Annotated in this window: 4 protein-coding genes; all 4 read left to right on the top strand. The window is 38.4% G+C overall.

Annotation, left to right across the window (positions count from 1 at the left end; translation table 11 throughout):
* A partial coding sequence (locus DRF60_RS19965; RefSeq protein ID WP_116014946.1) for a 4'-phosphopantetheinyl transferase family protein occupies positions 1 to 582 on the top strand: 582 nt, incomplete at its 5' end.
* Positions 583 to 781: 199 nt separating this feature from the next.
* Positions 782 to 1,369: a hypothetical protein gene (locus DRF60_RS19960; protein WP_116014944.1), complete on the top strand. Its 588-nt coding sequence runs from the start codon at positions 782 to 784 to the stop codon at positions 1,367 to 1,369.
* A gap of 221 nt (positions 1,370 to 1,590) precedes the next feature.
* Positions 1,591 to 3,354 carry a fibrobacter succinogenes major paralogous domain-containing protein gene (locus DRF60_RS19955; RefSeq protein ID WP_116014941.1) on the top strand — a complete coding sequence of 588 codons (1,764 nt, stop codon included), beginning with the start codon at positions 1,591 to 1,593 and terminating at the stop codon, positions 3,352 to 3,354.
* 254 nt (positions 3,355 to 3,608) lie between these two features.
* The coding region (locus tag DRF60_RS19950) for a non-ribosomal peptide synthase/polyketide synthase (RefSeq protein WP_116014938.1) at positions 3,609 to 22,271 on the top strand (18,663 nt) is incomplete at its 3' end.

Raw genomic sequence — 22,271 nt, 5'->3', positions numbered from 1 at the left:
GAAGAATTTAGGCATAAAGTCTTAGGATTCAGAAAATGGGAGGATACTCAGTTGTCATTACTTGGAAGAGTACTTTTGTGCCATGGCCTGGATAAATATTATAAGATAAGTGAATTGCATATTGAACTGTCACCGAATGGAAAACCATTTATAAAAAATCAAAATATTCATTTCAATGTTTCGCATTCGAAAAATCTTGTAGTCTGTATCATTGCAGATTTTCCGATTGGAATAGATATAGAGTTTTTAGATGAGAAAATTAATTATTTAGATTTTCAATTTCAGATGACTGCTAATGAGTTACAAGAAATTCAGGATGCCGAGAATAAAATTATAAGTTTTTATACCTATTGGACAAAAAAAGAAGCCGTTATTAAGGCTCATGGCGAGGGAATGATGATTCCTTTAGCTTCTTTTGAGGTGATTAATAATGAGACTTTTATAAAGCAGGAAAAATTTTATATAAGAGAATTTTTTATTGACAAAAGTTACTCTGTCCATTTGGCTTCCAATAATCTCAAAATTAAAAATGAAACAATTTTTTTAAAGTATCAAATTCCAGATAATATCTTTTTAAAGTGAAATATATTGCCTTGTTTTAGATTGAATTTTAAGTGTATATGATTATTTGAAAATCATTTCATTGTGATATAATTATATTTTTTTCTTTTTAGTTTGAAAAATTTCTTTAAATTTACAATTGAAAAGAAATAAATTAATGCATTTAAATATAATCTACAATTGAAAAGAAATAAATTAATGCATTTAAATATAATCTACAATGAAAAAAAATTTATTACTATTAGCATTTTGCTATAGTGTCTTTTACTTGTCTCAAGTTGGGATTAGCACTGCTAATCCAAATTTAAGTGCAGATTTAGAATTAGGTTCCGGTAATAAAGCTCTACTTCTAAATCGAGTTCCCAACACTAATGCAGTTCCCAATCCTGTTAGTGGAATGATGATTTATGATCAGTCAGAAGAATGTGTAAAAGCATATCAAGACAATCGATGGACCGGTTGTCTTGGCAAAGGACTCCTTAAATCGTCAGGTTTAAAGAATGTAAGCTTAGAAACGTTAAACTCGGTTTCATTATTATGTACTTCTGCTACAGTATCACCGCCTTTGATATCTGGGAAAGCATATCGCGGAACTTTAACTGTTCCATATTCAAACGGAGATGGTAGCTTTTATGAAAAGCAGAATATTCAGACAAATGGGATAACTGCATTCTTACCAGCAGGAAATTTTTCTAAAGGAAATGGCGAACTCCATTATATAGTTTCCGGTATTCCGGATAAAACTGGAAATGTTACGTTTTATCTAAATGTAGCAGGGAAATCGTGTTCTTTTATTTCTAAAAATTAAGTATAAGATGTTTTTATTAGCTTATTAAGCTGGTTTACCATATTTATTATAGTAATTGAATTATCTCCTATTTATTCAGTAACTGATTTCTTTAGAATTTAATCTGAATATTACTTTAGTGTTCTTGTCAACTTTATAGGTCTTTTTTACAATGAGCCTTTAAAGTAAATTATATGTTTTTATTACCTTTTCTTTTTTATTAAACACCTAACAAATTCAATATGAAAAAAAAGTTATTATTATTACCCATTTATTTATGTAGTGGTATCTTTTCCTTCGCTCAGGTAGGCATTAACCAGCCTAATCCTAATCTAAATGTAGATTTGGAATTAGGCTCTACAAATAAGAGTTTATTATTAAACAGAGTCCAGAATACCGGAGTCATCAATAATCCGGTTAACGGAATGCTGATCTTTGATATATCAGAACAATGTGTAAAAGCCTTTCAGGGAGGAGCTTGGTCACAATGTTTCTGGAAAGATACCCCAGCTTTTGCTTTGAATTGCGGAGCTGCTACATTTACTCCCAATTCCGCAACACAAGGGCAATCTTATGCAGGAACTTTGACCATCCCTTACACAGGTGGTGACGGAAGTGCATATGCCGGACAGACTTTTCAAGCGAATGGGCTTACGGCCACACTCGCTCCGGGTACTTTTGCTACAGGAAGCGGAACGTTACAATTAACAGTAACCGGGTTTCCTATTAGCTCGGGAACAGCAACTTTTAATATTACAATAAAAGGGAGCACATGTTCCACGCTTAGCCTTACTGTAAATCCGGGTACGCCTGTAATCCCATCCAATATAACTTTAGAAGGACGATACTTCATCGCTTCTGTTTATGATCAGGATTATTCGCCATTTACTACTCCTACAGGACCAGCTACTACTGCAAGACCCGTTGCTGCTGACGGAACTCCTGAAACATTGGTAGATTTACAGGGGATAATTCCTACTTCTGGCCTTACTGTTTATGTTCCTGCAACAGCTACCGGAAGCGGAACTGTCGGAGCGTGGAGCCAAACTATAAATATACCTGCAAATTTAACAGAAGACGGAATTTCTAGAAATATTACCTTATCATGGAACTCTCAGTCATATAATGCTTCCACAAAATCAATCACTGCAACCCTGAAATCTGAAGTTGGGACTTTAAATGCCCGTAAGCTGGATGTAAATGCAGGAATTGGAAATGATTATCTTGGAGTATTATTAGGACAATTCTTACTTCCTAACTCTGGAACTCCAAAAGGATATGAAGTTCGTATCATAGCTGCTATTCCAGATAGAATGTTTAATGAACCTGATGTTCAGGGGAATTTCAATCATAATTTCCTTTATCTTCCTATACAGGCTGAAGACAACAATGTCTGGCTGAATCACAATTTAGGAGCGGATTATACTAATGTGAACGGGCCTAATTTCAATCTTGGACAAAAAGCAACATCCTCATCAGATTACCGTGCATACGGATCCTTATTCCAGTGGGGAAGAAGACCTGACGCTCATGAACTGATTAACTGGACAGGACCAAGCAGCGGAACTCCGGTCAATGGAATTACCGGTGCGAAAAGTGATGTACCACCTAATCCGTTATTTATTGCTGTAGGTGGAGATTGGAGAGTAAACCCAGACTCAAACCTATGGGATAATTCAACTTCTACCAATAATCCATGTCCTGTTGGATTTAAAGTTCCAACGAGAGCTCAATTAACAAATTATCTGAACATGAATGTGTTAAATGGAGCTTCTGGAGCTTCCGCAAGTAAGCTGGGCTTAACGGTTCCTGGTATACGAGATGCTGGACAAGGAACATTATCATCTGTATACACAGGTCAGCAAGGGTTCTATTGGAGTAGTACCACTGATGCTGTTACAAATCCTGCAGCTTATGTTCTACAGATTCCAACATTTGGAACAGCTAATACAACCAGTGGATCTACCAAATCACAAGGAAATTCAGTTCGTTGTATTAAAGAGTAAAAATATCATTGAAATACTATTATTAAAATAGCGGCCAACATTGTTGGTTGCTATTTTAATTCTAACATCACTCTTATGTGTGGGGCTTGTTATTAACAGGCTTCAAGGATTCTCTTTTGTAAAATCAAAGGGAAGACTGCTGTTTACTGATATTCTGAAACATTGGTTCAGAAAAGCTTCAAGGCAATGGAGTGAATAAAAACGTATAAACCTAACCTAATAACCTAACCTACCGTCTTTCGGGATATATTGCTATGAAGTTAACACCTTATCAATCTACCTTTTATAATGAATGGATATTGAATCCATCCAGAAGTGACTATAATATTATCTTCGACCAGTCTATGTCCGGATATGTTGATATCCAGAGACTGAATTCAAGCTTAGTCAGATTTGTTAACAATAATTTATTACTCAACAGCAATGTTGTAAGTGAATCAGAAAATTTAATCTGGAAGCAAAGACCTTTGCTTTCTGAAAATGCACAAATACTGACATTTATTGCCGAAGAACCCAGTGCTGATGAAATTTTACAGCTTGCCTTACAGCCTTTTGATCTGGAAAAAGAACAGTTGGCAAGATTTTATGCCATTAAACTAGATAATGGTGGATATAGAATTATTCATATATTTTCCCATATTCTTGTTGATGGGCTAAGTGCAAACAGTATCTATGCTGAGCTCAGTACATTTTACAATGATCTTAACTATGTAAACCCTATTAGCCTTTCAGAACAGAAAGAGCAATATGAGAAACTGAGAAATCAGCTTGAAGATATACTGGCAAAAGGAAAAACAGAAATGACAGATTTCTGGAAATCCGGTTTGAAAGATGTAGAAAATATCGGCTTTAAATTTTTACAGACTTCAGATTCACTTCTTCCAGATTTTCAGGAAAAAGAACATATTCCGATTAATCCGGTAAGTGAACTTCGTTTTCATTTTCCTGAATCAGTATTTCTTAAAGTAAGACAGCTGATCTCAAAATATAAACTGACACCCTATACCTACGGACAACTGGTTTTTGCCGTTTTACTTCATAGAATTTCAGGTGTTAATGATTTGGTAATCAATTACCCTGTTGGTATTACAGAAGGGAAGGGCTTTATCTTTGGCGCTCATATTAATACGATTTTAAAAGGCTACAGATTCGAATCGAAATCTTCTCTGCAAGATCTTGTCCACCAAAATATAGAATATATCAATCAATTAAAAACTAGCAAGGCAAGATACCTGCCTATTGAAGAGCTTATCAGTCATGCACCTACATCCAATATACTGGAATTCGGGTTTGTTCAAACCAGTCTTAAAGACGTGGTTATTCACTATGAAGGAGCCAGTAATGTTATTATTAACAGTGATCTGAATGTCGATTTGGTCGGTAAATTGTCATTTGAGCAGGAAGTAAGAGATGGTCAGATTAATTATAAGGTTCGTTATGCGAATCAAAAGTTTGATGCTAAATTGATATCCAATTTTGTAGACATTTATCAAAGGTTGTTTATTGAAATGTTAGAGGATTTATTGGAAGGAAATGCGGACAAACTGATCTCTCAATATGAACTTTTAAATAAAAACTTCTGTCAGAAAGTAATAGACAGCTGGAATACAATAGATTGGGACCATCAGAATATTAAAACAATTCATCAGGCATTTGAAGATCAGGTTTTAAAAACTCCTGAGAATACTGCATTAATCTATCAGAATGTTAAATTAACTTATAAAGAACTTAATGAACGTTCTAATCGTTTGGCTCATTATTTAATTAACACTTTTGATCTTAGGCCAGATGAACTGGTTCCATTATGCCTGGAAAGATCAGAAAATATGTTGATTGCTATTTTAGCAGTATTGAAATCCGGAGCAGCTTATGTTCCTATGGATCCTTCTTATCCTGTAGACAGAATTCAACATATTCTCAAAGATACTGGAGCCAGAGTCATTCTTGCAGAAGAGAATACTGCAGAGAAGGTTAATCATCTTCCTATACAATATTTGTTTTTAAATGATTCTAATTTCAAAATTTTGATGGATGAACAGGATCCATCAAATCCCGTAACTAAAGCATCTGCAGATTATTTGGCATATGTAATTTATACCAGTGGAACTACAGGACTTCCAAAAGGAGTAATGGTAGAACACCAGAGTGTCATTAATGTTGTAGATAAAGTAAGAGAAGCATATGGCTTTGCTGAAGGAGAAAAAATAACGGCTTATACTTCTTATGTCTTTGATGTTTCCGTATCCGAATTTTTCAATGCCTTATTATACGGAAATGAGCTTCATTTATTAGATGAAAGCACTAAAAAAGATGCAGATCTTATCAGTAAATATTTGTTAGAAAATAAGATTGCTTATACCTATTTACCGCCGGTAATGCTATCTGTTTTACCACGAATAGATTACCCTTCTGTGAAAGGTTTCTTGTACGCGGGAGAACCATGTGATTATGAAACGGGAAAATACTGGTCGGAAAAAAAGATGCTTTATAACCTGTATGGGCCTACAGAAGCAACTATTTATGCGATTTACAAACAGATAGAATATGGAGATGTACATGTGATTGGTAAGCCCGTAGGAAATAGTTCCGCATATATTCTGGATGCATGCCAACAGTTGTCACCGCTAGGAGCTGTTGGAGAATTATATCTGGGTGGGGTAAGCATTGCAAGAGGATATCTGAACCGCCCTGATCTTACTGAAGAACGTTTTATCAAAAATCCATTCCAAACGGAAATTCAAAAACAAAAAGGGGTAAACGGAAGATTATATAAAACAGGAGACCTGGTACGCTGGCTTCCTGATGGAAATATAGAATACATTGGCAGAAACGATTTTCAGGTAAAAATCCGTGGTTACAGAATAGAATTGGGAGAAATTGAGGAAAGATTATCCCAGCATCCTGAAATCAGGCAATCTGTAGTTCTTGCGAAAGAAAACAATACAGGAATGAAATACCTGGCAGGGTACTATGTTTCTGAAGAAGAATTGGATGCTGAAAAGCTGACAGAATATTTATCAGAAACATTACCTGAATACATGGTACCAAGTGCTTTTGTGCAGTTAACAGCTTTACCATTAACAATTAATGGAAAACTAGACAGAAGACAGCTGCCTGAACCTGAATTCAGTGGAGAAAGAGAGTATACAGGTCCTGAAAACGAATTACAAGAGAAATTATGTAATATTTATGGGCAGATCTTAGGACTTGATCTTGCAAGCATTGGCATTCATGATGATTTTTTCCGTCTTGGAGGAAATAGTATTATGGCTATTAAACTCATCAGTAAGATCAAGCAGGAGCTGGAAATTCCAGTAAATGTATCTATGGTATTTGGACACAAAACGGTGGCATCATTATCCCATATACTTGATAAAAATAATGTTGTTTCTGAACCAATAAACATCAATGCGATAACGGTTTCGAAGCCTGAAGAACAACGTTTGTCTTTTGCACAGGAAAGACTTTGGTTCATAGAATCCTACGAAGGAAGCAGCAGTGTTTACAATGTTCCAATGGTATTTAAGTTGGGAGAAAATGTTTCCCTAGAGTTTCTCCAGAAGGTTTTTGATCTGTTGATGCAGCGTCATGAAGTATTGCGAAGTATCATCCTTACAACAGAAGATGGAGTAGGATACCAGAAGGTAACAGACCATAAGCTTAAGATTCATTTCGGAGAGGTAGAAACCAGAACAGAGCTTGATCAGGCCATAGATGATGTGGTGAATAAAGTTTTCCATCTGGATCAGGAACTTCCGATAAGTGCTTCTGTTTTCAGTATGGAGGAACATGATTACTTGTCTGTTGTCATTCATCATATTGCTTTTGATGGATGGTCTACGGAAATATTTATCAATGAATTTAATGCAATTTATCAAGCGTTAATTGAGGGAAAAGATCCTCAGCTGCCGGTATTATCTATTCAATATAAAGACTTTGCGTTATGGCAGAGAAATTACCTTTCCGGAGATATACTTAACGAGCAAACTTCTTATTGGAAAAATAAACTGGAAGGATTTCAGACGCTGGATCTTCCTTTAGATTTTAAGAGACCAGCTCAAGTTTCCTATACCGGAGCAACAACCTACTATGATCTTCCGGAACAGCTTGCTTTGGGATTACAACAACTTTCAAGGGATCTTGGAGTAAGTTTATACAGTGTGATGCTGAGCGGATATTATCTGATGCTATCTGCTTATTCAGGACAGGAAGATATTATTGTAGGGAGCCCTGTTGCCAACCGTCACCACGCCGATCTTGAAAATATCATAGGATTCTTTGTTAACACTTTTGCTTTAAGAGAAATAATAGATCCCGATCAGCAGGTAAAAGATTTTATTGTACAGGTTTCAGAATCCATCATCAATGCTCAGTCCCATCAGGATCTTCCTTTTGAAAAATTAGTAGAGGAGATGGGGGTAGAACAGGATAATTCGAGAAATCCGATTTTCCAGGTGATGTTTGGGATTCAAAACTTTGAAGAAAAAGTTTCCCATAAAAATAACAATGAAATACTTCTTCCTTTTGATGGAGATGTCGATTATAAATCTGCCAAATTTGATCTGACCATGATGATTGATGTTCACGGAGACAGCATCCGTGGAATATTCAATTATGCAGTAGCTCTTTTCAAAGATGAGACGATTGTCCGTATGAAAGAGACGTATATGCTTATCCTGAACCAATTGATTGAAACAGGAAGAACAGTCTCAAAAAACAACACCATTAAGAATCTCCAGCTTCTGAATGATGAAAATTATCAGAAGATCACAAAGGATTGGAATCATACTGAGTATGATTATCCTGAAGGATATACCATTCACAGGTTATTTGAAGAACAGGCTTCAAAAACACCCGATGCTACGGCTCTGGTGTATCAGAATATCAAACTATCTTATCAGGAATTAAATGAAAAAGCCAATCGTCTGGCTAATCATCTCATTGAGGCATATGATGTTCAGCCTGATGATCTGATCCCAATATGTTTAGAACGCTCAGAAAACATGCTTGTAGCTATTTTGGGTGTCTTAAAGGCAGGTGCTGCTTACGTACCTATGGATCCTCAATATCCGGCAGACAGAATCCGGCATATTCTTCATGATACCAAGGCGAAAGTAATCCTTACGGAAGAAGCCTCAAAAGATAAGATAGAAGGAGAATCTGTAAAGATGATATCCTTAAATGATCTTGTATTTAAAGCAATTCTGGAAACCGCATCTTCTCATAATCCTGTTACAAAAGTCTCTCCGGAGAACCTTTTATATGTAATTTATACCAGTGGAACAACAGGTATGCCTAAAGGAGTAATGATTGAGCATCAGAATGTAGTTAACGTAGTTTCACAGATCAGGGATGCCTATGGCTTCAGTGAAGGAGAAAAGATAACAGCTTATACCTCTTACGTTTTTGATGTATCGGTATCAGAGTTCTTTAATGCCCTGTTATATGGAAATGAGCTGCATATCCTTGATGAAACCCTTAAAAAAGATGCCGATTCCATAAGCCGTTACCTTTTGGATCATGATATTGCTTATGCTTATCTGCCACCGGTGATGCTTTCCGTACTGCCAAAAATAGAATATCCTTCTCTGAAAGGGATGCTGTATGCCGGAGAACCTTGTGATTCTGAAACCGGTAAATACTGGTCGGAATATACCAATCTTTATAACCTTTACGGACCAACTGAAGCAACTGTCTATGCGACTTACAAACAGGTTGAGCATGGTGATGTACATCTTATAGGACGTCCAGTTGGAAATATTTCAGCCTACATACTTGATGCAAATTACCGGCCCGTTCCTGTGGGAGCTATTGGAGAGCTTTATCTTGGCGGAAACGGAATTGCAAGAGGATATCTGAACAGACCGGATCTTACTTCAGAACGTTTCATTTCAAATCCTTTCCAGACTGCGATACAGAAAATAAGAGGGAAAAACGGAAGAATTTATAAGACCGGAGACTTAGTACGTCTTCATCCGGATGGAAATATGGAGTATATCGGCAGAAACGATTTCCAGGTAAAAATCCGTGGTTATAGAATTGAATTAGGCGAAATTGAAACCAGGCTGCAGGAATATCCCGGTATAAAACAGGCTGTGGTTCTTGCGAAAGAAAATAAGGCCGGAATGAAATTTCTAGTCGGATATTATGTGCCTGATGAAGCTATAGCTGAGGATAATATTTCAGAATTTTTATCGGAAACATTGCCGGAATATATGATTCCTGCAGTCTATGTACAGCTTGATGCCCTTCCTTTAACGATTAACGGAAAATTAGACAGAAGAGCCTTACCGGAACCAGAATTTACCGGAATCAAAAAATATGCTGCTCCACAAACCGAGCTTCAGGAAAAACTTTGCCGTATTTATGGGGAAATATTAGGGCTTGATGCTGAAGAGATCAGTATTCATGATGATTTCTTCCGCCTGGGAGGAAACAGCATTATGGCCATAAAACTGATCAGTAAGATTAAAAATTATCTGGATATCCGTATCCAGGTGAATTCTGTATTCAACCATAAGACCGTTGCTTCTCTTGCTTCTTTTCTAGAAACGGAATTTCAGGAAGAAAATATACATATCGAGCCTGTAATGGTTTCATCACCCGAAGATCAGCGCCTGTCTTTTGCCCAGGAAAGACTTTGGTTTATTGAAGCGTATGAAGGCGGAAGCAGTGCTTATAATATTCCGATGGTACTCACTTTGAGCCGGGATGTACAGCTGGAAGAACTTCAAAGATCCCTGGAAACAGTCATTATGCGCCACCAGGTCCTTCGCTCTGTAATTAAAACAACAGCAGAGGGGATAGGATATCAGGTGGTTACAGGTTCTTTTCCGGAATTCAAAACAGTAAATGTAAATACCAGAGAAGAATTGGAAGCAGCTATCAATGCTGTTGCTAATAAAGTATTCCGTCTGGAAGAAGAGCTTCCTTTGGATATTACCCTGTTTAGACTGGAAAACCAGCATTATTTATCTATAGTAGTTCATCATATTGCATTTGACGGATGGTCTGTAGATATTGTGTTGAAAGAAATTCAGGTGGTGTATGAAGCTTTAATGAAGAAAGCTTCCCATCAGCTTCCTGATCTTGCTGTTCAGTATAGAGACTTTGCCCTTTGGCAGAGAAATTACCTGAAAGGAGAAGTCCTGAACAGGCAAATTAATTATTGGAAGGGAATATTGGAAGACTTTGAGTCTCTTAATTTACCTTTAGATTTCAAACGTCCGGCTCAGATTTCTTATGAAGGAGCTGCCATTTACTTTGATTTGTCTCCGGAAGCAGGCTCAGGATTGAGGAAAATTTCCAGAGAACTTGGGGTAAGCTTATACAGCGTAATGCTGGGCGGATATTACCTGATGCTTTCCGCTTATTCGGGTCAGAAGGATATTATTGTAGGAAGCCCGGTTTCCAACCGTCATCATGCAGGTCTTGAAGATATTGTAGGTTTCTTTGTTAATACACTGGCACTGAGAGGAAATGTGAATTCTGAACAGAGCTTTAAAAGCTTTATTCTTCAGGTATCCCAATCTGTAGCAGACGCACAGTCGCATCAGGACCTTCCGTTTGAGAAGCTGGTGGAAGAACTGGGTGTAGAACAGGATATGTCCCGTCATCCGGTATTCCAGGTGATGTTTGGCGTTCAAAGTTTTGGAAGAGAAACTCAAAAAGAGGCCTTATTCTCCCTTTTTGAAGGGGAAATAGATTACCAGGCTGCAAAGTTTGATCTGACGACGATGATCGACGATGGAGAGGAACAGATAAAAGGAATGTTTAATTACGCAGTTTCTCTTTTCAGTAAAGATACCATCCTGAGAATGAAGGAGACCTATGTTCTGCTTTTAGAGCAGATTGCAGCGATAGGTACTGAAAATGCAGCGAATATTAAAATTAATGATTTCCAGCTCCTTAAAGCTACAGAGTATAAAAAAGTAATAGAAAACTGGAATGACACGGTTACTGGGTATCCAACCGGTAAAACCATCCATAAGCTTTTTGAAGATCAGGTGATAAAAACTCCGGATCATATTGCATTGGTATATCAGGATATTCAACTTTCTTACAGAGAATTAAATGAAAAATCAAACCGATTAGCCAATTATCTGATCGGGAAATATAATATTCAACCGGACGAAATTATTCCTCTATGTTTGGAACGTTCTGAAAATATGCTGATTGCTATTTTAGGCGTTCTGAAATCTGGAGGTGCATATGTTCCAATTGATCCGTCATATCCTTCAGACAGAATCAGCCATATTCTAAAGGATACCCATGCCAAGGTTGTGATTGCACAGGAAATTACTGCTGAAAGATTAAAAGATCAAAATGTTGAATGTATTTCTTTAGATGAGGTTCAACGTAAGGCACAACTGGAAATAGCGGATTCCAATAATCCTGTCGCTCAAACAAGACCTGAAAATTTAGCGTATGTGATCTATACCAGTGGAACCACAGGACTTCCGAAAGGAGTAATGGTAGAACATCGGGGAGTTTCAAACCTTGCAACTCAATTTGCCAAAGACCTTGAGTTGAATACCAAGCTGTCCACCTTGAAGAAATGTCTGTGGTATGCCAATTATGTATTTGATGCACATATTGCCGAACTTTTCCCTGTTATTACCCATGGTCATAGTATTTATCTGTTGGATAAAGAAAAGCAGACGGATATTGCTGCTTTACAGCACTATATCAGTGAGAGTGATATCCAGATTGCGACAATTCCTCCTGTATTGCTTACCAAGGACTATATTTTGCCTGTGGAAAAGCTTATGGTAGCAGGAGATGTAACCAATCCGCAGTTAATGGCTCTTTATCAGGCTGAAGGAGTGGATATTATTAATGCCTATGGCCCTACAGAAGGTACAGTATGTGCCACCCTTCATTACTACAAAGAAGACAACAATCCAATAAATATAGGTGGTCCCATTGGAAATATGACCTCATATGTCTTGGACGATACGCTACGTCCGATTCCTGTGGGAGCAATAGGCGAACTTTATATTGGAGGAGCAGGGATTACCAGAGGATATCTGAACCGCCCGGAGCTTACGGAAGAACGGTTTATTATCAATCCTTTCCAAAGTTCAGAAGAAAAAACAAAAGGTCTTAACGGAAGACTGTATAAAACAGGTGATTTGGTGCGCTGGCTTTCTAATGGAGAGTTGGAATACTTGGGAAGAAATGATTTTCAGGTAAAAATCCGTGGCTATAGAATTGAATTAGGGGAAATTGAAAACACGCTAGTACGCTACCCGGGCATTCGCCAGACTGCAGTTTTAGCTAAAGAAAATAAAGCGGGATTAAAATACCTGGTGGGATATTATGTTTCTGATTATGAGATAGATTCTTATCTTATTTCTGAATATGTATCAGAATCTTTGCCAGAGTATATGGTTCCAGCAGTTTTTGTTCATTTAGAGGCTTTACCGCTTACAATTAACGGAAAACTGGATAAAAAACAACTTCCGGAACCCGAATTTACAGGAAGTAAAAATTATATTGCTCCACAAACTGAACTCCAGGCCAAACTATGCCAGATTTATGGCGGTGTATTGGGAATTGATGCCGAAACTATTAGCATTCATGATGATTTCTTCAGATTAGGAGGCGACAGTATCATCAGTATCCAGCTGGTGGGAAGAATCAGGCAACAGCTGGATGTAAAGGTGAGTGTGAAGGAGGTCTTTACCTCCCGAACAGCCGCCGCATTGTCTTTGCTTATTGAAGAGAAGAAACAGAGCGAGCAAACAGAGACTGTAACAGAGCAGGGACTCCTTACAGGAGAATTTTCCTTACTTCCTGTCCAGGAATGGTTCTTTAGCCAGAAAGAGCAAGGATACCTTGTAGACTTTAACCATTGGAATCAGGCTTTTCTTGTCAATGTTCCTGAACTGGATAATGCATTACTGGAAGAATCTATCCAATATTTGATAGAAAGACATGATGCATTCAGGTTAAAATTTGAAAAAAGCAACAACGGTTATATTCAAACTTATGGAAACACTCAGGTTTTCCCGTCTATCAAATATCTGGATGCTTCCCTTCTGAATAAAGAAGAGCTATCAGAAATCTTTACAGAATGGCAGTCAGGTTTTGATATTGAGCAAGGCCCATTGTATCAGATAGGATACATCAGTGGGTATAAAGATGGCGGTGCCAGACTTTATTTTGCTTTTCATCATTTGATTATTGATGCAGTAAGCTGGAGAATTATTACAGAAGATATAAAGAATATCTATCAGTCTCTTGAAAAAGGAAATAGAGAAAAAGTCCTTTCTCATCCGAAAGGAAGCAGTTACCGCCAATGGGTCAATGCTGTAAAAAATTATCGTTCTGAGGATCCTGACTCCAGAATCAAAGAATTGCTATACTGGAATACATGCGCAGAGACTACAGAAGTTCACAATAAAGCGCTGGATCGGTTAATAACAAAAAAAGCTCACCATAAGAGCCTGAAGCTAAATAAAGAGGTTACAGAAGCCTTGATTAGAAGCAGCCATCATGTTTACCAGACCCAGATCAATGACCTGTTACTTTCAGCTTTGTCGGTTTCCCTTTCAAAATTAACGGGAGAAGAGGCTCATTCTGTTCTTTTAGAAAGCCATGGCCGTGAAGAAGTCTTTCAGCAGCTTGATATTACGGAAACTGTAGGATGGTTCACTACGATGTTCCCTTTACTTTTGAAAAATGGAAAAGGATTGACGGATACCATCATTTTGACCAAAGAATCCCTCAGAAGTGTTCCTCATAACGGCATTGGCTACGGAAGTCTTGTAGGATATACAGAACGGGAGCTGCCAAAGATCAGCTTCAATTATTTAGGGCAATTGGATCAGGAAACAGAAGAAAAAAGCTGGTTTATTGCAGCTGAAGATGCAGGGTCGGGAATAGGAAAAAATAACAGTGACAGTCATTATATCAGTATGAACGGTGCTGTTGTGGATGGACAATTGCGCTTTGAAATTGCAGGATACCTTGCAGAAGAACAGATTGAACTGTTTACGGAAAGCTTTAAACGAAGTATTGAAGCTATCGTTGAAGCCCTTTCCCGGGAAACACAAAGTTATCTTACTCCATCCGATGTAGATTATGTAGTAGATTTTGAACAGCTTACCGGGATTCAAAAAACAGGGGAAATAGAAGGCGTATATCTTGCCAACAGTTTGCAGGAAGGGTTTGTATATCATGCTCTAAATCAGGGAGAAAAAGACGATGCCTACAGAGTGCAGCTATTGTGGGATTACCATGCTGTTCTTGATGTGGAAAGCCTTAATACGGCCTGGAGACTTACCCAGGCGGCTTACCCTTCATTAAGGCTGAGGTTAGACTGGAACGGTGAGATTGTTCAGGTCATCAATAAAAATGGAAATGTAGACTGGCGCTATCAGGATATCAGTGATAGGGCTGAAGCAGCTCAGGAAATATATATTAAAGAAATTACGGCAAAAGACCGCTTTGAAGGATATGATCTTTCCAAAGGAGACCTTTTCAGAGTATATCTGTTTAAACGTTCAAAAGACCAGTATACCTGTCTGTTCAGTAATCATCACGCGATCCTGGATGGATGGAGCATACCTGTTATTCTGAACAGTATTCATACAAATTATCTGAACCTTACCAAAGGTCAGGAGATTGCGGCTATACCGGACCGTGCCTATACAGATACCCAGAAATACCTTAGGGATCATAAAGAAGCAGCAAGAGGGTTCTGGAATGCCTATATGAAGTCTTTGGAAGATCAGGAAGACCTAAGCGGATTAATTAAAGCATCTCAGAGACATATTGATTTGGGAACATACCGTCATATCCAGGATCATCAACAGGTAAAGATGACGATCGACGGTGATAAGTATGATTTGCTTAAAGGCTTTACAAAGGTCCACGGATTAACCGTAAATGCCATATTACAATACCTGTGGCATCAGCAGCTGAGGATCTATGGAGGTCTCAGTACAACAGTTGTAGGAACAACGGTGTCAGGACGAAGCCTGCCGGTAGACGGAATTGAATTGTCTGCAGGGTTATACATCAACACATTGCCGTTAATCATTACCCATGAGGAAGGAAAAGTGGTCGATCAGATCAGAGAAATTCAGAACAGGATCAGTGATATTAATACCCATAGTGATATTAATCTGGCAGAACTTCATCATGACGGACGAAGAATTTTCAGCAGCTTATTTGTGTTTGAAAACTATCCTGTACCTGATGGAGAAGATCATGATGAACTTGGCTTTGTATTCAGGGATTCTGTGGAGAAGCTGGATTATCCCCTGGGCGTCGTGGCATTTGAAAGAGGAAGTGAAGTTTCATTCACCTTAAACTATGAAGGCTGTCTGTTTGAAAAAGAAACGATGGATCAGCTGATAGAAGGTATGAAAACCATCCTTGATCAGGTTATTGACAATCAAAATATAACATCAGGCCAAATTTCTCTTTTAACGGAAAAAAAATATAGAAATCTTACAGAGAACTGGAATAATACATGGGTTTCCATCTCTTCACAAAAGACCATTCATCAGTTATTTGAAGATCAGGTTTCAGAAACTCCGGATCATACAGCATTGATATGTAAAGATACAGAACTCTCTTATCAGGAATTGAATGAGCGTGCCAATCGCTTGGCTAACTATCTGACAGAAAATTATAATATTAAACCGGATGATCTGATACCGCTTTGCCTGGAGCGTTCCGAACATATGCTTATTGCAATTCTTGCAGTACTGAAAGCAGGTGCAGCTTATGTGCCAATAGATCCTTCATATCCTGCGGAAAGAATACAGCATATTCTAAAAGATACAAACCCATTGCTGATTCTTACTCAGGAAAGCGTAATAGAGGCCGTAACTCAAAATGCAGAAGGGTACTCCGGTGTTTTATCTCTTGACAGCTTGTCTTTCAGCAGCATACTTGCAAGGATGAACACGAATAATCCTCTTACTGAGGCTACAGCAGAAAACCTGGCTTATGTGATTTACACCAGCGGAACTACGGGTATGCCTAAAGGGGTAATGATAGAGCATAAAGGAGCGGTGAATCTAATCCATGATCTCCATCCCCGTTACGGATTAAATAGTTCCGATGTTATTCTACAGTTTGCCAATTATGTTTTTGATGCCTCTATAGAGCAGATGCTGCTCGCTCTATTAAATGGGAATGCACTGGTATTTATAGAAAGTCAGAAGCTGTTACTTAATGAAGAAGAATTTGTAAAAACATTGACAGGCTATAATGTTTCCTACATCCACCTTACCCCTTCGGTGCTGCAAAGTATTGATATAACTAAGGTGAAGAGTTTACGCATACTCAACTCTGGCGGGGAAGCCTTACCTACAGACTTACACAACAAATTAAAAGAAGGCGCATTTAAGTTAGTTAATTCCTATGGTCCTACCGAGACAACCGTTACCTCTCTTGTTAATGCTAACAGCAGTGTTAATAATATTGGACGTCCGATCAGCAATACAAGTATCTATGTGCTTGATGCTTATCATCGTCCGGTACCTGTAGGAGCAATTGGAGAGCTTTATATTGGTGGTGCAGGTGTTGCCAGAGGCTATCTGAACCGTTCCGGGCTCACTTTAGAGCGTTTTCAGAAAAACCCTTTCCAGACGGAAGAACAAAAAGAAAAAGGAGAAAACGGACGTATCTACAAAACGGGTGACCTGGTGAGATATCTTCCTGCCGGAGAGCTTGAATACATAGGCAGAAATGATTTCCAGGTGAAGATTCGTGGTTATAGAATAGAGCTGGGCGAAATTGAAAACAGGCTGCAGGAATATCCGGAAGTGAGACAATCCGTTGTATTGGCTAAAGAAAACAAGGCAGGGCTTAAATACCTTGTAGGCTATTACGTTTCAGATTCTTCAATAGAGTCAGAGATTCTCACTACGTTCTTATCACAGGCATTATCGGAATATATGGTTCCTGTGGCATTTATACATCTGAATTCACTGCCGCTCACCATCAATGGAAAACTGGACCGCAAAAGCCTTCCTGAACCGGAGTTTACAGCAGGAACGGATTATACAGCGCCGGAAACTGAACTGCAAAAACAATTATGCCGGATCTATGCCCAGGTTCTTGGTCTTGATGCAGCTAATATTAGCATTCATGACGATTTCTTCAGATTAGGAGGAAACAGTATCATGGCGATCAAACTCATCAGCAAGGTGAAACAGGTCCTTGGTATCAGGGTAGAAGTTGCGGCTATTTTCAGCCATAAAACGATTGCTTCTCTGACTGATGTTTTAATGGATGAAACTTATATTGAAGAGCAGAGTGCTATTACTCCTATAAAGGTTAATACTCCTGAAGAACAAAGATTATCATTTGCCCAGGAAAGGCTTTGGTTTATTGAAACCTACGAAGGCGGAAGCAGTGCCTACAATATTCCAATGACGGCAATTCTGGATGAAAAAACAGATATTTCCGTGCTGCAGGCCGCTTTTGAAGAAGTTATCAGGCGCCATGAAGTGCTGCGCTCTGTCATTAGAACAACAGAAGATGGAGTAGGCTATCAGGTAGTTACTGATGCTGTGCCTGAATGGAAAGTGACCGGAATAAACAAGAGAGAAGATCTAGATGAAGCCATAAACAGATGTGCCCATAAAATCTTCCGACTTGAAACAGAGATTCCTATTGAAATTAACATTTTCAGATTCGAAAACCGGTATTACCTGTCAGCAGTCATTCACCATATTGCTTTTGACGGATGGTCTACGGATATATTCCTGAAAGAAATCCAAACAATCTATCAAGCCCTTCTCAACAACAAAAACACGGAGGAACTTCCTGATCTGCCGGTACAGTATAAAGATTATGCTTTATGGCAGCGTGATTACCTTTCAGGGCAACGTCTTGAAAAACAGATTGGCTACTGGAAAGATCAGCTTCTGGATTTCCGGAACCTAGATCTTCCGACAGACTTCAGGAGACCTTCCCAGATTTCTTACGAAGGAGAAAATCTATATTTCAGCTTAGATGAAGAACAGAGTGAAAAACTGAAAGTTTTATCTAAAAACCTTGGAATAAGCTTGTATTCTGTCATGCTGGGAGGCTATTATCTGATGCTTTCCGCTTATTCCGGGCAGGATGATATTGTGGTAGGAAGTCCTATTGCCAACCGTCATCATGCAGGGCTGGAAGATATGATCGGATTCTTTGTTAACACCTTGGCACTGAGAGAAACCTTGGATCCAAAACAAAAACTTAAAGATTTCCTTCTTCAAGTCTCAAAATCAGTTACCGAAGCACAGTCTCATCAGGACCTGCCATTCGAGAAGCTGGTAGAGGAACTTGGAGTAGAGCAGGATACTTCAAGACATCCGGTTTTCCAGGTGATGTTTGGCCTTCAGAATTTTGGAAGTGATTCTTCTCAAAATAATCAGAACAAGCTGTTTTATCCTTTTGATGGAGAAATTGACTATCAGGTAGCTAAATTCGATCTAACGACCATGATTGATGATGGAGAAGACCGTATCAAAGGAATGTTCAACTACGCTAAAGCCATTTTCTCAAAAGAAACGGTGGGCAATATGATTGATTCTTATGAGTTTTTACTGAAGCAAATAACAGAAAATGATGTTCAGAGTGAAATGACACTTTCTGATTTGAACCTTGTCACTCATGTTCAATATAAAAAATTAACAGAAGAATGGAATGCAGCCTATAAAGCATATCCATCAGAAATAACAATCCATCAGCTATTTGAAAATCAGGTGTTGAAAACTCCGGATCAGACAGCACTGGTATATCAGGACGTTCAACTTTCTTACAGAGAGCTTAACGAGAGATCAAACCGCCTGGCTAATTATCTGATCGAAACGTACAATCTTCAGCCTGATGATATTATTCCTTTATGCTTAGATCGTTCAGAGCATATGCTGATTGCGGTTCTTGCTGTAATGAAAGCGGGAGCTGCTTATGTGCCAATGGATCCTTCGTATCCTGTGGACAGAATAAAACATATCCTTCAGGATACTAATGCTACAATAGTTCTTACAGAAGAAAAATCTGCAGAAAAGATAAGTGGTTTAGAAAATATAGGGCTATTATCTCTGGATAATGTCAGTCTTAAAGCACAGCTTGAAATAGCAGAGTCTAAAAACCCTGTTACTAAAGTGAATTCCGGCAATCTGGCCTACGTCATCTATACCAGTGGAACAACAGGACTTCCTAAAGGAGTAATGATTGAACATTCCGGAGTGATAAACCTTATAGAATCAATGATTAAGGCTCACCGACTTGAAGAATTCCAGGAAGTGGGCTGTTACTCAAATTATGTATTTGATGCTTTTGTGTATGAGGCCTTCCCGGTCTTGTGTAATGGAAATACATTATGGCTTTACAGCAATGATCTTAGAACATCAGTAAGCGGGCTTAATGAGTATATTAAAAAAAATAATATAGAAGTTTCATTTATTCCACCGGTTTTATTGAGAGAAGTGGTAGACAACGGAACCAACTTGAAGCTGATTTTTGCCGGAGGAGAGAGTTTCCCTGCTTTGGATAAAAATATAGAGGATATCATTCTTGTTAATGAGTATGGACCTACCGAAGGAACGGTCTGTGCTACATTACACTACTACAAAGAAGACAACAATCCATTGAATATCGGTGGGCCTATAGCAAATACTACAGCATATGTTCTTGACAGCCAACATCGTGCTGTTCCTGTGGGTGCTGTAGGAGAGCTTTATATAGGGGGAGCAGGTATTGCCAGAGGTTACTTAAACCAACCTGAATTAACGGAAGAACGCTTCATTACTAATCCATTCCAAACTTTAGAACAAAAGGCTAGAGGAGAGAATGGACGCTTATACAAAACAGGTGATTTAGTACGCTGGTTATCCAATGGCGAGCTGGAATATGTAGGTCGAAATGACTTCCAGGTGAAGGTCCGCGGATATAGAATTGAGCTTGGAGAAATTGAAAATATATTGCTTCATTATCCTGGAATCCGTCAGGTCGCTGTTCTGGCTAAAGAAAATAAAGCAGGATTAAAATACCTGGCAGGATACTATGTGTCAGATTCTCAGATTGACTCCAATTTACTCTCGGAACATCTTTCTGAGAGCTTACCGGAATATATGGTACCAAGTGCTTTTGTTCATTTAACAGCCTTACCATTAACGATCAATGGAAAACTGGACAGAAAACAACTTCCGGAACCGGAGTTTACAGGAAGCAAAAATTATGTTGCTCCTGAAACCGGATTACAGACTAAACTATGTCATATCTATGGCGAAGTATTAGGTCTTGATGCTGAAAATATCAGTATCAATGATGACTTCTTCAGATTAGGAGGAAACAGTATCATGGCCATAAAGCTGATCAGTAAGATCAAGCAGGTGCTGGATATAAGAGTAGAAGTAGCCATGATTTTCAGTCATAAAACAATAGCTTCTCTTTCCCATATTCTGGCAGATGAAAACACCAGAGGAGAGCAGATTACGATTACTCCTGTAGAAGTAAGTACTCCGGAAGAACAAAGACTATCTTTCGCACAGGAAAGGCTTTGGTTTATAGAAAATTACGAAGGTGGAAGCAGTGCTTATAATATCCCGATGATATTCCGTTTGGATGAAAAAGCGGATATTTCAATACTGTGTAAAGCTCTAGACGCGATCATAATGCGTCATGAAGTGCTTCGTTCAGCCATTCGTACTACCGATAACGGAATAGGATGGCAGTCTGTGGTAGATGATATCCCAGCCATACATCAGCATGAGGTGAAGACAATGGCGGAGCTTGAAGAAAAAGTAAGCAGTGTAGCCAATAAAATCTTCCGTTTGGAAGAAGAATTACCGGTAGATATCAATATATTTAAATTAGAAGAATCTTATTATCTGTCTGTTGTTATACACCATATTGCATTTGATGGGTGGTCTACAGAAGTATTCTTAAAAGAATTAATCCATATTTACAATGCCATTACAGAAGGAAGACCGCATGAGCTTCCTGGCTTAAAAATTCAATATAAAGACTTTGCTTTATGGCAGCGTAATTATCTTACAGGAGAACGTCTTGACCAGCAGATCAGCTATTGGAAAAATAAATTGAATGGATTCCAAAACCTAGATTTAGCAGCAGATTTCAAGAGACCATCACAAATATCTTATGATGGAGAAAATCTCTACTTTAGCCTGGATGCAGAGCAGACACTAAGGTTGAAAAACTTTTCGAAAGATCTTGGAGTAAGTTTATACAGCATAGTATTGGGTGGATATTACCTGACGCTTTCAGCCTATTCCGGACAGGACGATATCATAGTAGGAAGTCCTATTGCCAACCGACATCATGTAGGACTTGAAGATATGATCGGGTTCTTTGTGAATACTCTTGCATTAAGAGAAAACATTGATCCGGCTCAAAGGGTAAAAGATTTCATTCTACAGGTGGCTCAGTCGGTGACAGAGGCCCAGTCTCATCAGGATCTTCCATTTGAAAAATTAGTGGAAGAATTAGGAGTAGAACAGGATACATCCCGTCATCCGGTTTTCCAGGTGATGTTTGGTCTTCAAAGTTTCGGCGAAGATGTTTCGCCATCTGAAAATGAAACGACGATACTTCATCCTTTTAACGGAAATGTGGATTATCAGGTGGCTAAGTTTGATATTACCACCATGATCAATGATATAGGGGAGACTTTACAGGGTATGTTCAACTATGCTAAAGCTGTTTATTCAAAAGAAACAGTTAAAAATATGATGAATTCTTATCTGTTCATGCTTGATCAGATCGCAGGAATTAATCAGCAGGAAAATCTTACATTATCTGAACTCAACCTTATTCCTCAGGACCAATACACCCAGTTATCAGGGTTATGGTCTACAGAAAGTGATTATGCGAGTGACACTACGATTCAGGCATTATTTGAAGCCCAGGTTGAAAGGACTCCGGATCATATTGCCGTA

The sequence above is a fragment of the Chryseobacterium elymi genome (assembly GCF_003385495.1).
Taxonomy (GTDB): Bacteria; Bacteroidota; Bacteroidia; order Flavobacteriales; family Weeksellaceae; genus Chryseobacterium; species Chryseobacterium elymi.
This window is presented reverse-complemented; position numbering and strand designations above follow the sequence as displayed.